This window comes from Mesorhizobium sp. WSM4850, assembly GCF_055811735.1.
This window is the reverse complement of sequence record NZ_JBVVPV010000007.1, coordinates 157,773-177,232: the sequence shown is the minus strand read 5'-3', so window position 1 is coordinate 177,232 and position 19,460 is coordinate 157,773. Positions and strand designations below refer to the sequence as shown.

17 protein-coding genes are annotated in these 19,460 nt (G+C 62.4%); 6 read left to right on the top strand and 11 right to left on the bottom strand.

All coding sequences use genetic code 11. The features are described 5' to 3' along the window. Positions 1-364 precede the first annotated feature (364 nt). A complete protein-coding gene (locus AC0L2Z_RS10775; protein ID WP_473627855.1) occupies positions 365-859 on the top strand; it encodes a hypothetical protein in 495 nt (164 codons plus the stop codon). Here AC0L2Z_RS10775 and AC0L2Z_RS10770 read toward each other — a convergent pair. Continuing rightward, positions 841-1,632 carry an anti-sigma factor family protein gene (locus AC0L2Z_RS10770; RefSeq protein WP_473627853.1) on the bottom strand — a complete coding sequence of 264 codons (792 nt, stop codon included), beginning with the start codon at positions 1,630-1,632 and terminating at the stop codon, positions 841-843. The two genes, AC0L2Z_RS10775 and AC0L2Z_RS10770, sit on opposite strands and share 19 nt — an antisense overlap. Beyond that, positions 1,629-2,171, bottom strand: coding sequence for an RNA polymerase sigma factor (locus AC0L2Z_RS10765; RefSeq protein ID WP_473627852.1), 543 nt, complete (start codon positions 2,169-2,171; stop codon positions 1,629-1,631). Before AC0L2Z_RS10765 ends, AC0L2Z_RS10770 begins: the two co-directional genes overlap by 4 nt. 125 nt (positions 2,172-2,296) lie before the next feature. Between AC0L2Z_RS10765 and AC0L2Z_RS10760 the strand changes: the two genes are divergently transcribed. Together AC0L2Z_RS10760 and AC0L2Z_RS10755 are read left to right on the top strand one after the other, a co-directional pair. After that, positions 2,297-3,721 (top strand): S8 family serine peptidase, encoded by a 1,425-nt coding sequence (locus tag AC0L2Z_RS10760; protein WP_473627850.1) that lies wholly within the window; start codon positions 2,297-2,299, stop codon positions 3,719-3,721. Between the two features lie 150 nt (positions 3,722-3,871). After that, a complete protein-coding gene (locus tag AC0L2Z_RS10755; protein WP_473627849.1) occupies positions 3,872-5,365 on the top strand; it encodes a hypothetical protein in 1,494 nt (497 codons plus the stop codon). Positions 5,366-5,389: 24 nt separating this feature from the next. Here the strand turns inward: AC0L2Z_RS10755 and AC0L2Z_RS10750 are convergent, their stop codons facing one another. Then, entirely contained in the window at positions 5,390-5,689 is a 300-nt protein-coding gene (locus tag AC0L2Z_RS10750; RefSeq protein ID WP_128168995.1) for a DUF3572 domain-containing protein, read from the bottom strand. Positions 5,690-5,938: 249 nt separating this feature from the next. On the opposite strand from AC0L2Z_RS10750, the gene AC0L2Z_RS10745 reads away from it, so the two are divergent. Both AC0L2Z_RS10745 and AC0L2Z_RS10740 read left to right on the top strand, forming a co-directional pair. Further along, positions 5,939-6,295 carry a response regulator gene (locus AC0L2Z_RS10745; RefSeq protein ID WP_287247952.1) on the top strand — a complete coding sequence of 119 codons (357 nt, stop codon included), beginning with the start codon at positions 5,939-5,941 and terminating at the stop codon, positions 6,293-6,295. 33 nt (positions 6,296-6,328) lie between these two features. Beyond that, a complete protein-coding gene (locus AC0L2Z_RS10740) occupies positions 6,329-7,702 on the top strand; it encodes a PleD family two-component system response regulator (RefSeq protein ID WP_023801084.1) in 1,374 nt (457 codons plus the stop codon). Between the two features lie 389 nt (positions 7,703-8,091). On the opposite strand, the gene rpmG is transcribed toward AC0L2Z_RS10740, so the two are convergent. The 7 genes from rpmG to topA all read right to left on the bottom strand — a co-directional run bounded on the left by rpmG (position 8,092) and on the right by topA (position 16,472). Beyond that, complete coding sequence (rpmG, locus tag AC0L2Z_RS10735; protein ID WP_006201775.1) at positions 8,092-8,259, bottom strand: 50S ribosomal protein L33; 168 nt, start codon at positions 8,257-8,259, stop codon at positions 8,092-8,094. Positions 8,260-8,501: 242 nt separating this feature from the next. Further along, positions 8,502-8,957: a hypothetical protein gene (locus AC0L2Z_RS10730; RefSeq protein WP_287228542.1), complete on the bottom strand. Its 456-nt coding sequence runs from the start codon at positions 8,955-8,957 to the stop codon at positions 8,502-8,504. Between the two features lie 105 nt (positions 8,958-9,062). Then, positions 9,063-10,238 (bottom strand): MFS transporter, encoded by a 1,176-nt coding sequence (locus AC0L2Z_RS10725; protein WP_023801086.1) that lies wholly within the window; start codon positions 10,236-10,238, stop codon positions 9,063-9,065. Between the two features lie 21 nt (positions 10,239-10,259). Then, complete coding sequence (locus AC0L2Z_RS10720; RefSeq protein WP_287213208.1) at positions 10,260-10,994, bottom strand: NUDIX hydrolase; 735 nt, start codon at positions 10,992-10,994, stop codon at positions 10,260-10,262. 73 nt (positions 10,995-11,067) lie between these two features. Next, positions 11,068-11,520, bottom strand: coding sequence for a DUF983 domain-containing protein (locus tag AC0L2Z_RS10715; RefSeq protein WP_023801088.1), 453 nt, complete (start codon positions 11,518-11,520; stop codon positions 11,068-11,070). Beyond that, positions 11,520-13,826 (bottom strand): ribonuclease R, encoded by a 2,307-nt coding sequence (rnr, locus tag AC0L2Z_RS10710; RefSeq protein WP_473627847.1) that lies wholly within the window; start codon positions 13,824-13,826, stop codon positions 11,520-11,522. Before rnr ends, AC0L2Z_RS10715 begins: the two co-directional genes overlap by 1 nt. Positions 13,827-13,832: 6 nt before the next feature. Next, a complete protein-coding gene (gene topA, locus AC0L2Z_RS10705) occupies positions 13,833-16,472 on the bottom strand; it encodes a type I DNA topoisomerase (protein WP_128168997.1) in 2,640 nt (879 codons plus the stop codon). Between the two features lie 429 nt (positions 16,473-16,901). Here topA and AC0L2Z_RS10700 point away from each other — a divergent pair, with 429 nt between their 5' ends. Further along, on the top strand, positions 16,902-17,648 hold the full coding sequence (locus AC0L2Z_RS10700; protein ID WP_023801091.1) for a cytochrome c biogenesis CcdA family protein: 747 nt from the start codon (positions 16,902-16,904) through the stop codon (positions 17,646-17,648). Between the two features lie 68 nt (positions 17,649-17,716). Here AC0L2Z_RS10700 and AC0L2Z_RS10695 read toward each other — a convergent pair whose 3' ends face one another. Then, positions 17,717-19,399 (bottom strand): caspase family protein, encoded by a 1,683-nt coding sequence (locus AC0L2Z_RS10695; protein ID WP_473627846.1) that lies wholly within the window; start codon positions 19,397-19,399, stop codon positions 17,717-17,719. Between the last annotated feature and the right edge of the window lie 61 nt (positions 19,400-19,460).

Sequence of the window (19,460 nt, the reverse complement as noted above, 5' to 3'; positions counted from 1 at the left end):
TGGCGAAATCAGTGATGAAGGCCAATCTCCCTCCTTGTGGGGGAGATGTCCGGCAGGACAGAGGGGGGCGCTGTCCCTCGGCGATCAAAGGTTCTGCACCGCAGCAGCGCTCCAAGGTAACGGAATGGATCCCAGGGTCTGCACCGCGTCGCTTCGCTCCTTGCTCCACCCTAAGATTACGAACTCGTGGTGGCCCATGCCAATCGCCAGCGAATGCGAAACGGGGGCCGGCCGGCCCCCGTTTGTCTGTGGATTGTTTTGAAGCGGCGGACACAAGTCGAAGCGCGCCGCCGCTCTATCGCCCGGCCCGCGTCAACGCCGCCAGTTGCGCGACCACCCGCGATCCGAACCGTTCGAGTTCGAGTTGGAGGAACTGTTCGACGATGAGTTCGAATTCGAGTTGCTCGAGGAATTGGAGCTGGAGTTCGAAGACGAGTTCGAATTCGAATTGCTCGACGAATTAGAGCTGGAATTCGACGAACCGTTGGACGACGAATTGGAGCTCGAATTTGAAGAGCTGTTGCCAGCGACGATGAAGGAGCCGTCGCTTTGGCTGGACATTGCCGCCGGCGGACGCTCGGTTTCCGGCGCCGCCGCGGGAGACTCCTTCGCCTGCGCCGTGGTGCTCGCGAGCGCTGCCATTCCTGCGACCAGTGTCGACTTGAGCTTCCAGTGTCTTGTCATGGTAGTTACTCCTTGTTTCAGACCGGACCGGCAGTTGCGGCCCGGCGGAGTAACGGGCGATCGCCGGCTTTATTCCATTCAAAGAAAGTTGGATTCCATTTCAGAGCAAGCCGGGCCAGAGCAAGCCGGGTCAGAGCGGGCCGGGCCGTCGCAGTTTCATTTCCGGTCCTTCTGACGGATCTCGTCCAGCGCCTTGACTTCCTCCTCGGCTGACATCGGAGCGCCTGCTTCAATCGCCGAAAGATAGGCGTCGAGGGCTTCGGTCGACGAGGCCGGGGCATAGCCTCCGGCGTCGCCCGGCGCCACGACCGCGAAGCTGACGCGCCATTCGTCGCCGGAACGGCAGGCGACCGACATCACCGTGGAGCGGTCCTGCGAGTCGACTTCGAATTCGCGGCAAAAATCCTGCGAATCGTTACGGAACGTAGCGATGGCCCGGAACCGGTCGCTGATCCCGGCGAGCTTGATTTCCTTGCCGGACTCGACCGTTTCAAGGGCTTGGGCCAGGCCCGGCCTGATGACGCCGGCAACCCACAAGCCGCCCTGCGTGCGTTCGTTGGTGCCTGCTGCCCAATAGCCGGCGAGCCCGCCGCCAATTGCCGCCGCGAGAGAGGCGGCAATTGGCAGCATCCATCGAGACCTCGAAGCAGGCCCTGCCAAGCGCCTGCTGCCGAAGGGCAATATCGATGCCGTCGCCGCTTTCTCGCCGGCACGCCTGGCCTCGATCATCTGCTCGACGGCCGCGACAAGTTTTTCGGGAACCGGCTCGTCGAGCAGCGGCTTCAGCGCGGCCTGCGCCTGCGCTCTGGTTTCGATGAAAACAGCAATCCTGGCAACCAGACGGTCGTCCGTTTCCATCGCCTGCTCGATCCTGGCGACCATGTCCGGATCAAGCTCACCGTCGGCGAACCGCATCAGGATTTCGTCCGAAAAAGTCTCTTCGGTCATTTTGCAGCCCCTTTTGTGACCGGAGAACGGATGGGCGCCGAAGATATTCCAGTCGCCTCCGCCAGATTCCTCCTCGCTCGGGCCAGCCTGCTCATCACCGTCCCGATCGGCACGGCAAGGACTTCCGCGGCCTCCTTGTAGGAAAGCTCTTCGACGCAGACCAGAAGCAGCACGTCGCGCTGGTCGGCGGCGAGCTCGCCTATGGCTTGCGCCACGCTGTTCAGCGCCAGCCGCGCCTCCATCTCGCGCTCACCGGAAACGCCGGCGATGTCATGGCGCTCGTCGATATCGTCCTGCGGGCCGGCGACCTTGCGCTTGCGGATGTCGTCGATCCACAGATTTCTCAGAATCTTGAACATCCACGCGTCGAAGCGCGTCCCTGGCTCGAAACGCTGCTCGTTGGCGAGCGCCCGTTCGCAGGCGCGCTGGACAAGATCGTCCGCGATGTCGCGGGACCGGCACAGCGCAATCGCGAACCGGCGCAGATTCGGCAGAAAAGCGACAAGCTGATCTTGGACGCGGTCGGCTTGTTCCGGCATGTTGCTCCAGGTTCTGGAATAAAGCGGCCCCGCGCCCGTTCCTCGCAAGGCTCGCTTATTGCCGGACAGCTCCGCTAGCCTCGTGACGTTGAAAATCGGCGACGGCCGGAAATGTGAGGGAGACCATGCGCACCACCTCCTGGTTGAGACCAAAAGCCCTGCTGCTTTTCTGGGTCGCCGTCGCATTGCTCGTCGATCCTCAGGCGCCGGGCGGCCAGCTGGCGCTCGGCGAGTTCGGGCCAAGATCGGCGTTGGCCGATGACGACGGTGGCGGTGACGATGGCGGTGGTGATGACGGCGGTCGGTCCGGCGCTTCGCCCGGTGGGTCGCGAACGACGTCCAGCCGATCGACCGGCCCGAACCTGTTTCGCGCGCTGACGGATCGGTTTCTTCCGCGCCCGCCAAGGCGCAGCGGCAGGCGCGCGCAACGGCCAGCCGCCCCTTTGCCGTCTCGGGTACCGGACCAGATCGTGGCGACCGGGCTGAATTCGGCTGAGATCGGTCGGCTTCAGGCAACCGGCTTCACCGTACTGGACCGTGCCGACATTCAGCTTCTTGGATCGGAGCTGATTCGGCTGCGCATTCCACCCAACATGCCGCTGGAGGCTGCGCGCGATCTTGTCATCGATGCCGCTCCGCAGTCGACGGCAGATTTCGTGCATTACTACCGGCCCGGACAGGAAGCTGAATGTGCCGGGCCGCACTGCGCCGCCGCGGGCCTGATCGGCTGGCCGGCCGGTAGCGGACTGCCAGCCGGCTGCGGTGGCAATGTCACGATCGGCCTTATCGACACCGCGATCAATCCTGCGCATGACGCCTTCTCGAAAGGCCGGGTCGAAGTTCTTCGCCTGTCGGACGACGGCGTTCCCGAGTCCGGCCGCCAGCACGGCACCGCCGTCGCGGCCCTGCTTGTCGGCGGCGCCGACAGCCGTACTCCCGGCCTGCTGCCGCACGCCAGGCTCATCGCGGTCGATGCGTTTCATCGGGGCGATCGCCAGGATGACCGCTCGGACGCCTACGATCTGCTTCGCGCGCTCGACCTTCTTTCGGCGCGCGGCGTGCAGGTGACGAATATGAGCCTGTCGGGTCCTGCGAATGCGCTTCTCGAGCAGGTTGTCCGAAGACTCGCCGAACGCGGCATGGTGATCGTCGCCGCCGCCGGCAATGGCGGCCCAAAAGCCGGGCCTGCCTATCCGGCGGCCTATGCTGAAGTGATCGCGGTGACGGCGGTCGACCGCATGAAACGCCCCTACAGGCGCGCCGGCCGCGGCGAGCATATCGACCTGGCCGCTCCCGGCGTCCAAGTGTGGACGGCCGCGTCGGTCAGAGGCGCACGGCCGAAGACCGGCACCTCCTTCGCGGCGCCCTTCGTCACCGCAGCCGCTGCCTTGATGAAATCTGCAAACGGCAACGCCACCGCAGCCGACATTCAAGACGCGCTCGGCAAGTCGGCGGAAGATCTCGGCGCGCCGGGCAAGGACGACGTCTTCGGCTGGGGCCTGCTCAATGCCAGCGCCGCTTGCCTCGTCACGTCGAAGAAGGCGACCTGAAGCTCCACTGTCGATGCCGGAGGATAGCGCGGAGGGCGAAGGCTGGTTATAGACCGGCTTCCAGCCCCAACGAGGGGATTGCACCCCGACGGTTTCCGATTACGGTTGCGGCTGGAGTTTTTACCACAGAAACAGCAACGGAGATTCTGCGTGAATCGTGTTCTGCCGGCCGTCTTTGTCCTCGCGCTCAGCGCGCCTGCCTTCGGCCAGACCGTCGACGGCGAGGGTGCCAAGCAGCTCTCCGAAAATCTGTCCCGCTATTTCGGCAGCAAGGCGATCGACAGCGGCTTCCTGAAGGTTTCGGTGGAAGGCGACGCCTATAAACTCGCCGTCGACTTCAAACCTGTCGTCGACCTGCTGGCGGCGCAGAATTCCTTCAAGTTCGACTTCAGCCCCTACGCATTGCTCGTCAAGCCAGGCAGGAACGGGACATGGAGCGTCTCGGCGGACGTGTCGCAAAGCGGGTCCTTCGAGTTCAAGGGGCCAGAGGGCCCGCAAAGCATGCAGTTCTCGATTACAGACGGCAAGTTTTCCGGCGTCTACGATCCCGAACTGGCGGCTTTCACCAGCGCCACACAGTCGATAGCCGGGATGACGATGAATTCCCGGGACGCCGTGCAGCGCGCCAAGGTGAGCACCGGCGCCGGTACGGCCACCATGAACGCAAGCAAAGCTGCGAATGGCGGCGTGGATTTTACCGCGACGCAGTCGCTCGCCGATTTCGCCGAAGCGCTCGACTTTGACGATCCCAAGAGCGGGCTGAAATTCCCGCTCACGATCAAATCGCCAAAGCTGTCGGTGAACGCGACCGGCAAAGGCGTGCGGACCAAGCCGCTTCTCGATCTGCTGGCATTTGCCGTCGCCAATGAAGACGAGGCCAGACTGAAGGCCAACCAGGCGCAGCTCAAATCGCTGCTGCTCGCCGCGCTGCCGCTGTGGGAGCGGCTCGACGGAACCTACGGGTTCAAGGATCTCACCGTCGAAAGCCCGGTCGGGCTTTTCGGGGCGACTGAGCTGGACACAGGCTTCGGGACCGACGGCATCGCCCAGAACGGAGCAATCAACTACTCGATCAGGGCCGCGGGACTGAAGATCCCTGACAATCTCGCGCCCGCCTGGAGCACGGCGCTGCTGCCCACCGATGTCAATCTGAGTTTCGGCGGCGCCAATATCGATCTCGACAGCATGGCGAAGAAGGCGATCGAAGCCTTTGATCTGAACAAGAATCCACCGCTGCCGGCCGACTTCGGCGATACCTTGACCGCTGATTTCATGGCCAGGATGCCGAAATTTGTCATCGGCCACAGCACGGTGAAAAACGGCGATATGGAAATCGCGATGGAAGGCGAGATGACCTTCGCCGGCATGAAGCCGGAGGCCAATGTGACCATCGATGTCGCAGGCTATGACAAGATCGTGGAAAGCCTGCAGGCGGCAGCGAAGTCGGAGCCGGAAGCCGCGCAATATGTGCCGGTGGCGCTTGCGATCAAGGGATTCGGCAAGACGCTGCCGGACGGCCGCATCGAATGGGTCGTCAACGGCAAGCCGGACGGTTCGGTCACCGTCAATGGTGTCATGGTGAAACCGGCCGATCCGGTTGCGGATGCTGACGGCGACGACGGCGAAGAAGAAACGACGCCGTAGGCGTTTTCGCGATCCGGTCGTTGCTTATATCGAATGCTCATGATCGTCGTCGCCAAGCGGCAGCGCCCGCAGCGCCCTGCCGACGGAAGCCGGCGGCGTGCCGGTTTCCGCCGCGAACCGCATGAGCGTCGGCTCGTGGGCGAGGATGAACTGCAGCACGCCGGCCAGGAATCCCGGCTCGCCGGCGGCCTGGCGGATCGAATGCGCCTCGATGCCGGTGATCGCCAGGAAGCGGGGCAGAAGTTCCGGATCGGCGGCGACGAAGCCCAATGCCTTCACGGCAATGGTTTCCGCTTCCTCGCGCATTGACCCTGGGTTTGCCATCACTACCTTCTTGTGGGTTGAATGAGTCTGTTTTTGGCAGTAATCGCAAGCGTCGCCTGCGGCAAGCCATCTGTCTCTGCAATGCGGAGTTCGCGGTGAAATCCGAAGCTTTTCCGGCAGCCGGTTTCCGTTTCGTCAATTATCTCGCGGTAGAGTTGAGCAGGGTTTGGTGCGTACCGGCGAGGGCGCATGGCGGCATCCTTCGAGCGGAAGGCAGGCCGGGACGGGAATTTGATGCCTAAGAAGGTCATGATCGTCGAGGACAACGAGCTCAACATGAAGCTCTTTCGCGACCTCATTGAAGCGAGCGGTTACGAGACGGTACGCACGCGCAACGGTCTGGAAGCGCTGGATCTGGCGCGACTGCACAAGCCGGACCTCATTTTGATGGACATCCAGCTGCCCGAAGTGTCGGGGCTGGAAGTGACCAAATGGCTGAAGGAGGACGACGACCTCCATGTTATCCCGGTCATTGCCGTCACCGCATTCGCGATGAAAGGCGATGAGGAGCGTATCCGCCAGGGTGGCTGCGAAGCCTATATTTCCAAGCCGATCTCGGTGCCGCGTTTCATCGAAACCATCAAATCCTACCTGGGCGACGCCTGATGCGCCCTTCCAGCCGAGCCGGAGCTTTATGAGATGACTGCACGGATCCTCGTCGTCGACGACATCCCTGCCAATGTCAGGCTGCTCGAGGTCCGGCTGCTTGCCGAATATTTCGAGGTGCTGACCGCCACCAACGGGCCGGACGCGATCGAGACCTGTGAAAACGGCAAGGTCGATGTCGTATTGCTCGACGTGATGATGCCTGACATGGACGGGTTCGAAGTCTGCCGCCGGCTGAAGAGCGATCCGGCGACGTCGCACATCCCGGTTGTCATGATCACCGCGCTCGACCAGGTTTCGGACCGGGTGCGCGGCCTCGAGGCCGGTGCGGACGATTTTCTGACCAAGCCGGTCAACGATCTGCAATTGATGACCCGCGTCAAAAGCCTGGTCCGGCTGAAGACTTTGACCGATGAGCTGCGCCTGCGCGCCTCGACCACGCGCAATATCGGCATTGAGGAGCTGTTGAGCCGCAACTTCGCGTCCGCGGACACCACGCCGAAGGTTCTGCTGATCGACGAGCGCAAATCCTCCATTGAGCGCGTCCAGAAGATGCTGCGCAGCAGCGCCGACCTCGACATCGCCACCGATCCGCATGCGGGCTTCTTCCAGGCCGCCGAGACGCCCTATGAATGCGTGATGATCTCGACGGGTTTTGCCGATTTCGATCCGCTCAGGCTCTGCTCGCAACTGCGTTCGCTCGATCGCACCCGTTTCGTGCCGATCATCCTTCTGGCGGAGCAGGGTGAGGAGGGACGCATCGTCCGCGGCCTCGAGCTTGGCATCAACGATTATCTGATGCGTCCGATCGACCAGCATGAATTGACCGCGCGGCTGCGCACGCAGGTGCGCCGCAAGCGCTACAACGACCAGTTGCGCGCCAGCGTCACCCAGACCATCGAGATGGCGGTGACCGACCCGCTGACGGGATTGCACAATCGCCGTTACCTCGACAGCCATCTGCAGACACTGTTCGACCGCGCCGTGGCGCGGCGGCGGCCGCTGTCGGTTATGATCACCGATCTCGACCGCTTCAAGACCGTCAACGACACGCATGGCCATGACGGCGGCGACGAGGTGCTGCGCGAATTCGCGCGGCGGCTGCGCAAGAATGTGCGCGGCATCGATCTCGCCTGCCGCTTCGGTGGCGAGGAGTTCGTCGTGGTGATGCCGGACACGGACGGCGCCGTCGCCGAAAAGGTGGCGGAGCGGATTCGCGCCGAAATCGCCCAGATGCCGTTTGCCGTCGGTCAGGACGGCAAGACGATCGAGGTTACCGTCAGCGTCGGCGTGTCGTCGGTGCTGAAGGGTGTCGACTCGGTTGCCGGGCTGATGAAGCGGGCCGACCTCGCGCTCTACGAAGCCAAGAGCGCCGGCCGCAACCGGGTCGTCGCCAAGGCGGCGTAAAAGTCTGATTATCCTGTCAATGTGACAGGGTTAGGAATTTACCTTAACGCAAGCGATTCGCCGGGGCTTGGTTAAGAAATTGTTGATTTTCACAGGCTGTTGCGCAAATGTGCAGGCCAATGACGGGATCGGCGCCGGGGTAGATCGCCGGATCGATCCGAAGAATACCCCATGATTCAGGTCCGCCGCATCTCCTGGGTCCGTGGGGTCGGCCGGCCGGCGCTGGCACATAGTGGCCTCCTCGTACCGCTGCCAAACGCCGGCCGGCCCCCAAACCTCAAAATGACATCAAGTCTCTGCGCCAAGCATTGGAAATGCTGGACTTTTCGAGCGTTGAAAACAAAAAAGCCGCCCACGGGGCGGCGTTTTTGTCTAGGCAGGAAAGCAGATTACTTGATCTTGGTTTCCTTGAACTCGACGTGCTTCTTGGCGACCGGATCGTATTTGCGGAACGACAGCTTGTCGGTCTTGGTGCGGCTGTTCTTGCTGGTGACGTAGAAGAAACCGGTGTCGGCGGTCGACAGAAGCTTGATCTTGATGTTTGCGGCTTTGGCCATTGTATCAGTCCATTATGTTCGTGGAGTCTTGGCCGCTGGAGCACGGGAAAACACCCGGACGCGGGAAACTTGGCGCGACACATAAACAACGCGCCCGGAAAGTCAACCCTGTGAGGCGACCTCTTCCTTCTCCCCTTGTTGGAGAAGGTGGATCGGCGCGTAGCGCCGAGACGGAAGAGAGGTGTTGGACAGAGTGCCGCCAGTGCCAAGCTGGAGCACCCCTCATCCGGCCGCTTGCGATTCTACGCATCTTCTTTAACTGGGGCGGCCTTCTTCCAGTCTCCCGTGGTGTTCCACCAGCGGTTCGGGTTCGAGCGGTCGTCCAATCCCTTGGAGCGGCTGGCGAGGATCGGCTGGATGCGGATCACCGGCTCCTGATAGGTGTGGACCTGGAAGATCGCCTCGACGATGCGGGCGGCCAACGCCTGGTCGTCGGGCAGTTCGAACGACACTTCCACCGTGCCATGCCGTCGGCGCAATTCGGTCTCGGCGCCGGCAGCAGCACCTTCGAGCGCCCGGTAGCGCTCGATGCCGTGCGCCGACTGGTAGGCATTGCTGTCGTATTTGCCCATGGTGAGCGGGGCGATCGCGACCACCGCTTCCATGATACGGTCGACATCGGAAGCCGGCGCCTGGAAGGTCACAAGCAGCAGCAATTCCATCCGCAGCGATTTCGTTTCAAACCCGGAGTCGATCATGGCGGCATCCTCAAATTCGTGGCGTGTTGCTGACAATCTACCCAGGTGCTGCTGACACGGTTATGTCAGCAGCCTTGCGCCACCTGAGGCATCGATCGGGTCTTTCTACAGGATTTTTCGGATAAGCCTGGCGCCGACCAGCGCGATATAGAAGGCGAAGAACAAGCCGAGCGCCCAGCCGAAACCGGAGGGGCCGAAAAGGTCCATGCCGATGCCGATCGCCTGCGGGCCGAGCACCATGCCGACACCGTAGCAGAGCACGAAGGCAGCGTTGGCCGAGGCCAGGTCGTGGCCGGAAAGCTGCGAGCCGAGATGGGCCAGGCCGATCGTGTACATGGCCGCGACGACGCCGCCCCAGACGAACAGAAGCGCCGCCATCAGATGCCAGTTCTGCGCGAAGTGCGGCATGAAGATGGTGCCGGCAAGCCCGATGGTTGCACAGGCCAGAAGCAGATAACGGCGGTCGCTGACACGGTCGCTGATCATGCCGAGCGGGATCTGCAACAGCACGTTGCCGAGGCCGATCATGGTGAGCAGGAGGGCGGCATCGGCCTCTGAGTAGCCGATGCGGTTGCCATAGACGGGAAACAGCGCAAAGCCACCGGTCTCGACCGCGCCGAACACCAGCACCGCAGCGGTCGCCGTCGGCACCAGCCAGATGTAGCGCAGGAAGTTGCTGGTTTCGCCGTTGGAGACGATCGTCGGGCTCTCGTTGCGTGCCGCCAGAACTGGAATGGCGGCCAGCGTCACCAGCGCCATGATGACGCCGAAGGGCAGGAAGCCGGCGCTGCCGAGTTGGGCGAACAGCCACGGCCCGGCGGCAAAGCCGAGCGACAGCACGGTGGCGTAGATGCCGAGGACGAGACCGCGCCGGTGCGGCGGCGCCGACGTGCTGATCCAGAATTCCGACAGGATGAAAAGCACCGTCAGCGCGATGTGCAGCAGGACGCGCAGCGGAAACCACATCCAGAAGTCCGGTGCGAAATGGAAGCCGACAAAGGCCAGCACTCCGGTGGCGATCATGGCGAGCATCGTCCTGGCGACGCCGAACCGCATCGCCAGCGGGGTGGCGAGCGGTGCGCCGGCGATCGAGGCCAGGCCGGCGACAGCGGTGTTGAAGCCGATCATCGACGCCGAATGGCCACGCGTTTCGAGAATGACGCTGAGCAGCGGCATGCCGAGGCCGATGGCGATGCCGACGACGCTGATCGACGAGATCGCCGCGATCATTGGCAGCCAATGGACGCGTTCTTCGACCTCTTGCTGGGTATCGACTGTCATGGGATGTGAATGCTCTATGTTCTACAGAATTTCGCGAACGAAGCGATTGCCGACAAGCCGGTAGAACGGCACGGAACCACCGGGGCGCAGCAGCGGATCGTCGACGAGTCGCTTTTCCAGCTCCCCCAGGATAGCCTTGGTGATGTCGGGCACATCAGCTTCTCTGGCCTTGGCGAGCGGCAGCCAGACCAGTTCCTCCAGCTCGTTGGTCGGACCGCCGTCCGGCAGCTCCACGGCGACGTCTTCGCGCCAGGCGCTGAAGAAGCGCGTGTCGAAGCGCCGCACCCGGTTCGGCGGGGTGATGGCGCGCGCAATGAAGCGTAGCGCTTCCAGCGACGGCCTTACGCCGTGCTCGGCAAAACCCTGCCAATCGCGCCTGGTCGTGGCGAAGGCGCCCTTCTGGCCGATCAGCAGGCCGGCTTCTTCATAGGTCTCGCGAATCGCCGACAGGGCGATGGCGCGGGCACGGGCCGGGCTGGTGCGGCCGACGCCGGCGGTCAGCCTCGCCTGTTCCTCAGGGTGCAGCGCTGTAGCAACGGGAATTCGGCTGTCGGCCGGATCGGTGCGGCCACCGGGAAAGACGAATTTCCCCGGCATGAAGGCGTGACGGGCGTGGCGCCTGCCCATCAGCACCAGGAACTCGGCGCCCTTGCGGTCGAGCAGGATCAGCGTCGCGGCGTCGCGCGGGCGTATAGGCCTGGCGTCGAGCGCGATCGGCTCAACCTTGTCGACTTCCGCCTTGGTCATAACGTCCATGCGCACGACCTAGCGGAATCTTCTTCGATGCGAAAGTGGCGTCCAGCCATGCCGATTTGCGCCAGCCTCGGTTTCAAGCCTCGGGATGCGACTCGATCTGATCTTCTTCCCCGCCGAAGCCGTGCATATAGAACGCCCATTGCAGGCCGATGACGGCGCCCTTGACCGGCTGCAGCAAGACGATCGCCATGAGGATGGTCAGCGGCACCCAGATGGCGACGTGCTGCCATGTGGACAGAGTGGAGGCCGCTTCGACACCCATGAAGGCGCCGAGCACGATGTGGCCGACGATGGCCACCACCAGGTAGGCCGGCAGGTCGTCGGCGCGGTGGTGATGAAGCGCCTCACCGCAATGATCGCATTTGTCGACGGTCTTGACGAAGGCACGAAACAGCTTTCCCTCGCCGCAATGCGGGCAACGGCCAAGCGCGCCACGCTTCATCGCCGTCCACAGCGGGCGGGCGATCCGGCCCGAGTGCTGTTGGCCGCCGAAAACCTGTTCGTTCTTTTTCAGATCGCTTGGCATTACCGTCTCCTGCCGCGCGAGCCTGGACGCGATTGCGACGCACGGGCGCGGCCCTTGGCCTTGTGAAACGACCGTTTGGAGCCGGGCAGCGGCTTTGGGTCGGTCAGCATCTCGAAACGCATCGCGCCGGCCATAGGCGCCACCTCGATCAGGCGAACCTCGACGCGGTCGGCAAGCTGATAGCCCTTGCCGGTGCGTTCTCCGAAAAGCGATCGGGCAGTTTCGTCGTATATATAGTAATTGCCGCCCAGACTTGACACCGGAATGAAACCATCTGCGCCATACTGCGGCAATTGGACAAATAGTCCCGATTTGGTGACGCCCGAAATGCGTGCATCGAAGCGATCGTCGACACGCTCTGCCAGATAGGCGGCGATCAGCCGGTCGACCGTGTCGCGCTCGGCGGCCATGGCGCGGCGCTCGGTGGCTGAGATCAGCGCAGAAACTTCTTCCAGCCGCTCCGCTTCATCCTGCGTCAGTCCGCCTGCACCGAAGCCGAGCGCGGCAATCAGCCCGCGATGCACGATCAGGTCGGCATATCTGCGGATCGGCGAGGTGAAGTGCGCATAGCGTTTCAGGTTAAGGCCGAAATGACCGATATTGCTTGGCGAATATTCGGCCTGCATCTGCGTGCGCAGCACCACCTCGTTGACCAGCCCCTCATGGTCGGCGCCGCGGACGCGATCCAGGATGCCGTTGAACTGGTTTGGCCGCATCTGGGCGCCGCGCGCCAGCGAAAGGCCAAGCGTCTGCAGGAATTCACGCAGCGATTCCTGCTTGGCCAGCGAAGGTGCGTCATGGATGCGGTAGACCAGCGCCTGTCGTTTCGCCTCCAGCGTCTCGGCCGCCGCGACATTGGCCTGGATCATGAATTCTTCGATCAGCTTGTGCGCGTCGAGCCGCTCCGGCACGACGACGCGGTCGACGGTGCCGTCCTCCTTGAGCAGGATTTTCCGCTCCGGCAGTTCGAGTTCGAGCGGCTGGCGCGTCTCACGACCGCGCTTCACCACGGCATAAGCGTCCCACAGCGGCTTCATCACGGTGTCGAGGATCGGGCCGGTCTTGTCGTCCGGCGCGCCGTCGATCGCGGCCTGCGCCTGGCGATAGGCGAGTTTTGCCGCCGATTTCATCATGATGCGGTGGAACGAATGCCTGAGCTTGCGGCCATCGGCCGAAAAGGTCATGCGGACCGCCAGCGCCGGGCGGTCCTGGCCTTCGCGCAGCGAACAAAGGTCGTTGGAGATGCGCTCCGGCAGCATCGGCACGACGCGATCCGGGAAATAGACCGAATTGCCGCGCTTCAGCGCCTCGCGGTCGAGCGCGGTGCCATAGCGCACGTAAGCGGCGACATCGGCAATCGCCACGGTAACGACCACGCCGCCGGGGTTCTTCTCGTCTGGATCTGCTGTCGCGAACACGGCGTCGTCATGGTCCTTGGCGTCGGCCGGATCGATGGTGATCAGCGGCAGGTCGCGCCAGTCTTCACGGCCGGCCAGCGTCGCCGGTTTGACCGCCTCCGCCTCGGCGATGACGTCTGCCGGGAAAATATGCGGAATGTCGTGCGCGTGGATGGCGATCATCGAGACCGCCTTTTCGCTGGTCAGCGAACCCAGCACCGCCAGCACCTTGGCCCTGGGCAGCCCGTAGCGGGAGGCCCGCGCCGGCTCGACCTCGACCAGATCGCCGTTCTTGGCGCCGTTCTGGAATTCCTTGTCGACGACCAGCTCCGGCTGGCGCCTTTCGACAGGCTCGATGCGGAAGGTACCGTCCTGCAGCACGCGAAAAACGCCGAGAACAGCATCGGTGCGCTTCTCGAAGATCTTCATCACCCGCCCGGTATAGGCAGGGCCGGTCGCATCATCGGTTGGAAAGGTCTTGGCCAGCACGCGGTCGCCAATGCCCGGTGTCGGGCCGCCGCCGCCGCGCGACACGCGTATCGCTATGACAGGAGGCTCGCCGTTGCCCACCGCTTCGGTTGGGTGCGCCAAAAGCACGCCGTCGGCATCGCGGCCAAAGATGTCGAGCACGGCGACATGGGCGAGGGAGCCGACGCGGGCGAGCCGCTTGCGCTCCTTGGTCAGCAGGCCTTCATCCTGCAAGTCGCGCAAAACGTCCTTCAGCCAGATACGGTCCTCGCCGCGCAGTGCGAACGCCTTGGCGATGTCGCGTTTGCCTGAGCGATCCGGATTTTCGGCGATATAGCGTAGGATTTCGTCGCGGGACGGCCGGTAATCATCCTTGACCTTGGCCCGGGTGTCGGCGGTGCGCAGATCGCCATGACTTCTTCCGGATACCCTGCGCGCCACGATGCACTATCCCTTTTTGTTGGCCACTTTCTTGGCCGCCATTTTTTGGGCCGCCGGTTTTTTGGCCGCAGGCTTTTTGGCAGGTGCGGCCGCTTTGCGGAAGGGCTTTCTGCCGCCATTGCCGCCCTTGGCTTCCTTTTCGGCAATCAGCGCCACCGCGTCTTCGATCGTCACCGACTGCGGGTCCTTGCCCTTCGGCAGCGTCGCATTGACCTTGCCGAAATTAACATAAGGCCCGTATTTGCCGTCACGCACGACGATCTTGCCGCCGCCCGCCGGATGCTCGCCAAGTTCCTTCAAGGCGGCGGGCGTGCCGCCATTGCGACCGCCGGGGCCTTTCAACTGCTTCTCGGCGATCACCGACACGGCGCGGTTGAGACCGATCGAGAACACGTCCTCGATGTTGTCGAGATTGGCGTAGGTGCCGTCATGCAGCACGAACGGACCGTAGCGCCCCAGCCCGGCCGAGATCATCTTGCCGGATTCCGGATGCTTGCCGACGTCGCGCGGCAGCGACAGCAGGGCGAGGGCTTTTTCGTGGTCGATCGAATCGACGGTCCAGCCCTTGGGCAGGCTGGAGCGCTTGGCTTCCTTGCCGTCGCCGCGCTGGACATAGGGCCCGAAACGACCACTGCGCAGCGTGATTTCCTCCGCTGTGTAGGGGTCCTTGCCCAGCACCTTGGTGCCATCCTCGCCATTGCCGTTTTCGGCATTGGGGTTGGCGGCGTCGCCGAGCTGGCGGGTGAAGGAGCATTCGGGATAGTTCGAGCAGCCGACAAAGGCGCCGAATTTGCCGAGCTTCAGCGACAGGTTGCCGGTGCCGCATTTCGGGCAGATCCGCGGATTTGAACCGTCTTCCCGTGCGGGAAACACCAGAGGCGCCAGTTCCTCGTTGAGGGCGTCGAGCACGTCGGTGACGCGCAATTCCTTGATGTCGGCGACGGCGCCTGAAAAATCCTTCCAGAAATCGCGCAGCACATCCTTCCAGGCGAGCTTGCCGTCGGAAATCTCGTCGAGTTTTTCCTCCAGCGAGGCGGTGAAGTCATATTCGACATAGCGCTCGAAGAAGCTCTCGAGGAAGGCCGACAACAGTCGGCCCTTGGCCTGCGGCAACAGCTTGCGCTTGTCCATGCTGACGTAGTCGCGGTCCTCCAGCGTCTTCAGGATCGCCGTGTAGGTCGACGGCCGGCCGATGCCGAGCTCTTCCAGCTTCTTGATCAGCGAGGCTTCCGAATAGCGCGGCGGCGGTTCGGTGGTGTGCTGGGTGGCGTTGATGGCCTCGCGGTCGAGCTGTTCGCCGGCACGGATCTCGGGCAGACGGCGGTCTTCCTCGTCTTCCGCATCCTCGTCCTTCTGGTCGGTATAGGCGGCAATGAAGCCATCGAAGCGAACGACCGAACCGACGGCGCGAAGCTCCGCGCTGCGGGCGCCGTTGACCGCCTCGATTTCGACCGTGGTGCGCTCGATCTCGGCTGGCTGCATCTGGCTGGCGATGGCGCGTTTCCAGACAATCTCGTAAAGCCGCGCCTGGTCGGCATCGAGATATTGCCTGACCGAAGCCGGCGTGCGCATGAAGTCGGTCGGGCGGATGGCTTCGTGCGCTTCCTGGGCGTTCTTGGCCTTGGTGGTGTAGTTGCGCGGCTTTTCGGGCAGGTATTTTGGGCCGAACTCTTTTGCGATCGCATCGCGCGCGGCTGATATCGCCTCGGGCGCCATCTGCACGCCGTCGGTTCGCATATAGGTGATCAGGCCGGTGGTCTCGCCGCCGATGTCCATGCCTTCATAGAGCCGCTGCGCCACCTGCATGGTGCGGCTTGCCGAAAAACCGAGGCGCGAGGAGGCGGCCTGCTGCAGCGTCGAGGTGGTGAAGGGCGGGCCTGGATTGCGCCTGGTCGGCTTGGCTTCGACCGACAGCGCCTTGAAGGTCGCGCCATCCAGCATCGCCTTGATGTCGTCGGCCTGCGCCTTGTTCGAAATGTCGAGCTTTTGCAGTTTTTTGCGATCGAAGGCGGTCAGCCGCGCCTCGAAATTATCCTTGCGCGGCGTGCCGAGAATGGCGGCGATCTGCCAGTATTCCTCGCGGATGAAGCGCTCGATTTCCAATTCGCGGTCGCAGACGAGGCGCAGTGCCACCGACTGGACGCGGCCGGCGGAGCGGGCGCCCGGCAGCTTGCGCCACAGCACGGGCGACAGCGTGAAGCCGACGAGATAGTCGAGCGCGCGGCGGGCGAGATAGGCGTCGACCAGCGGCGCATCGATCTGGCGCGGATTGGCCATCGCTTCCAGCACCGACGATTTGGTGATGGCGTTGAAGACGACGCGGCTGACCGGCTTGTCCTTCAGCGCGCGCTTCTGCTTCAGCACTTCCAGAACATGCCAGGAAATGGCTTCGCCCTCGCGATCCGGGTCGGTGGCGAGGATCAGGCCGTCGGCGTCCTTGACCGCCTTGGCGATGTCGGCAAGACGTTTGCTCGAGGCGGTGTCGACAGCCCAGGACATGGCAAAATCCTCGTCCGGACGCACCGAGCCATCCTTGGCCGGCAGATCGCGGACGTGGCCGAACGAGGCCAGGACCTTGTAGTTCTTTCCGAGGTACTTGTTGATTGTCTTCGCTTTGGCCGGCGATTCGACGACGACGACGTCCATGAGGTCTCATATCAGCTGTGGTGCGGCAGAAGAATTCCGCTGCGCGCGACGAAATCTCGTATAATTGTCGCTCACATGGCCGTGCTTTTGCATCCGGTCAAGGGGAAGCGCCCAAAATGCAGTCCTGCTTTGAGCGCGCAACCTAGGGATGCGTCATGTGATATCCGCTATCCTGGATAGGGAGAGCGGCTGCCCTGATCGTTGGACAAACCGGCAATGAATCCGGGAGAACGGGACAAATACTTCCGCCGATATAAGAGAAACATCGATCACGCGCCAGCCCTGGTTTGAAGAGACGGGCGGCATGATGCGACGTTGACGGGCGAGACAGGCGTGGCAAGCGGCCGTCTGCGACTTGCCACGCGATGGTGATTGGCGGATCGGCGCGGTCGCGGCTATATGGCAGCGCAAACCATCAGGAGTTCGGGAATGGCGTTGGATATCGGCTATGTCAGCGCGGTCGGGGCGGGGGCGATCTCGTTCCTGTCGCCTTGCGTGCTGCCGCTGGTGCCGCCCTATCTCTGCTATATGGCCGGCGTGTCGGTCGATGATTTCCGCGGCAATGCCGGCGTCACCGCCAAGGCCGACGCACGCGGCGCGCTGCTTTTTGCCTCGATCGCCTTTGTTCTCGGCTTCTCGACCGTCTTCGTGGCGCTGGGCGCCGGCGCCTCGACCATTGGCCGGCTGCTGCGCGTCTGGCAGGAGCCGCTGGGGATGGCGGCTGGCGTGCTGATCATCCTGATGGGTCTGAACTTTCTCGGCATATTGCGCATCCCGATGCTGTCGCGCGAGGCGCGCTTCCAGTCGCAGGGCAAGCCGGCCAGTATCGTTGCCGCCTATGTCATGGGACTGGCCTTCGCCTTCGGCTGGACACCCTGCATCGGACCGGTGCTGGGGCCGATCCTGACGCTGGCCGGCGGCCGCGAGACGGTCGGCGAGGGCGCGGCTCTGCTTGCCGCCTATTCGCTTGGCCTCGGCATACCGTTCCTGGTCGCGGCGCTGTTTTCCGGCGCCTTCATGCGCTTTCTCGCAAAATTCCGCGTCCATCTCGGCCGCGTCGAAAAGGCAATGGGCGCGCTGCTGGTCGTCGCGGGCGTGCTTTTTCTGACCGGCGGCGTGCAGGCTGCATCCTACTGGCTGCTGGAGAATTTCCCGGTGCTGGGGCAGTTGGGGTAGGTCTGTACCCGCAAACCCATGCTGGCCCACAGAATTTGACCTATACTCAATCTGCGACAAAGATACTGCTACTGAATTGGTGCCATTTTGTCTATTTCAACAACGCCTGCACACTCTCCGCCTACATGGTAGAATTTACCTTTACCTCTGTTACCGTTTATCTTTCCGTTTAAAATATTGCTTTCTTTTTTCCCCTCGTGAACAAAGCGATGTATTATTCTTAAGGTGCCATCGCTCGCGATTTTTCCTTCCCACTTTGGGGCAGAAATCTTACCGCTTTTGATCGAAACATTTGCTGTAATCTCCCGCCACCCGCACAACGAATTGGTGGCACGTCTCGTCAAAGCCCATCTTCCGTCGAAAGCACTTAAACCGGCAGACCCTGCACCCGTGCAACGACCCTCTCGTGCCTCCATTCCGTCAGCACAAAGAAGGGGGCAGACCCTAGCCCGAATTGCTTTCAGCCCTTTTAGAAGGTAGCCCGTCGGCTCGACCGACGCGAGCTTAATCCCTTGCCGCTTCGCATAGTCGTTCAAAGCTTTCTGGCTGGCGGAACCCCATTTTCCGTCGACCTGGCCAGTAAGGCATCCGATTCGGGCCAACTCCCTCTGGGTGGAAAGAGCAAGTTCGCCGGAGCCATCAGAATCTACTGAAGACCTCTCCGGTTGGACTTCCGGATTGGGATGTTCAAGCCTGGCGACGGTCTTGACGTCGTCTGAAGCCTTTGCGACAGGCCTCCCTTGCACGCGATCTTGTTCTGCCTTTTGTCGTTCAGTCGCCTGCCGTTGCAAATCGACCCGACTGTTTATTGCGTCGATCTTTAACTTGGCTAGGGCTACAAACGCGCCATTCGGATATTGCTGTAGGTACGCTTGAAAGAAACTCTTGTCCGCCGAGTCCTTGATCGTTTCCCAATAAGCGATCTCAACCGCATTGTCAGGCCCGACTGGTACCGGCGTGCGGGCGGATTCCGCCTTCGGCTCCTGAATCGGGAGAGGATTCAACACCACATCGCCCGTGAGCGAGGAATTGTCCCATGGAACTTGCTTTCCATACGTCGCTTCGAGCACATCTCGTCGCACATGAACGAGGTCGCGGGTGATATCCTGCCCCGGCGTGCCGAGGTGCCTGAGCAATGCAGTTGTGAAGGGGGAGTTTCTACCTGACCCGTCGAATGCCACGTTGCCCGGCTGCGTTGCGAATGCGATGAGAGAACCGACACCGCTGCCAAGCTTGGCTAGACCCCGACCCACAGAACCGGATCGTGTTCCCATCGACCGGGCAAGATTCTCGGCGAGCGGGTTGTCCCGGCAGGCATCGAGGAAGACAAGATTGACCTTAGAAGCGCGCTCCATCGCCGCAAGAACAAGGTCCACCGGCAGTGTCTCGAAATCGAGGTCGTCATAGGACGACAGGTGAGCATCCACAGGCGCCATATAATTGTTGCCGTTAACCTGCAGGCCATGCCCGGAATAATAGAACAGCGCAATGTCCGCCCTATCGAGCTTCTTGATAAAGTTCCGTATCGTGACACGCATCCTGGCCAAATCGAGATCCAGACCGGTCACTACCTCGAAGCCCAAATCTTTCAATTTGGCGGTCATGTCGCTGGCATCGTTCGTGGGGTTAGGAAGTCCGTGTACGTTTTGGTACGCCGAATTACCCATCACCAGCGCAACGCGCCTATCTGCGAGCGCATCCGCCGAAACAGCTGTAAACAATAAGATGAGGATAAAACGAACGCTGCGCATGGCAGGAACAACTCCCCCCGAGCGAACGTATCAGATGCTAATATAACGGAAAAGACCTATC